The sequence below is a fragment of the Peribacillus sp. P4_D6 genome (assembly GCF_056401795.1).
Window position 1 is genome coordinate 1 of the sequence record NZ_JBFUIQ010000352.1, and the last position, 1,040, is coordinate 1,040.

Annotated in this window: 1 protein-coding gene; it reads left to right on the forward strand. The window is 37.8% G+C overall.

What is annotated here, in order from left to right; translation table 11 throughout:
• Positions 1 to 345 precede the first annotated feature (345 nt).
• The gene (locus AC1DVB_RS27500) at positions 346 to 657 is read left to right on the forward strand and encodes a hypothetical protein (protein ID WP_057277701.1); all 312 of its coding nucleotides are present in this window, start codon (positions 346 to 348) and stop codon (positions 655 to 657) included.
• Positions 658 to 1,040 lie beyond the last annotated feature (383 nt).

Below are 1,040 nucleotides of genomic sequence, written 5' to 3' on the forward strand. Positions count from 1 at the left end.
ACATGGCGAGGTCCAAAAATGGCCTAACATAGTGCGCTCGTAGAGCCCCAATCTCATAACTTTAGGCGAAATTCAGAGGAAATTTCAAAAGGGGCTCAGATTTTATTAATTCCGTACCCCTTTTGTCTACAAACTGTAAGGAATAGCATTAGCTATTCCTTTTATTATCCTTCCCCCTTACCAACTGACTACTTTTTGAACCTATTAAAGGATGATGATATTTCTTATATATTCTAACGAGGTGTTTGTTGAAATTTATTTACCAAGAAATTTCAACAAACACGAAAAACATCTATTGAAAATCGCCCTTTTTAGGCACACTAGTATTAAAAACAGGAGGATATTATGACACCTCGGAATGTTCCTGCTAAAGATGATTTAGAAGTGAAAGATACCCCCGCTTCAACTGAGAAGGAAAGTGAAGCAGCTAAACTCAATCGATTATTAGGTGCAGTCATGCGATATTTATCAGATGATGAGCAAGAAGAAATAGATATAGAGTATCTTCTCGAAAACACCGAAGGGCTGCGGGATTGGTGGAGCGAATATAGGGAGCTTGACCGAAAACGGGTCGAAGAGGAAATTAAAAATTCGCTGACGGATCTATCCCTCGAAGAACTTGAAAACATCCGAGAACAAATCCGTACAAAGGCATAAAAAAAATCCCTGCATAGAAATTTCAGTTTGTAAAATGGGGTTCTACCTAAAATATATAATAAGACTAGATTATCCTTCATCATGTTTTTTACTATAATCCTTATTGGATTGAACAAATTTGCGACACTCCTGTAGAGTTACTGGCTAGCCGGGACACCGCAGCCGCTTTGATGCGGCTTGGCAGACAGTAGTCGGAAAGGAATGGATTTCTGAAATCAACTGGAACGTTTTTTAAATAAAAAACGGCAGTCAAACTCGATTTTTTTCGAGTTTATCTTCGAAATCCCTGCATTGTGATTTAACCAGATCATTCATGAATTTTTTTCATACCCAAAGACATTTTTTGAATTTAACAATATACCGTGCATGCGGCACCATACATC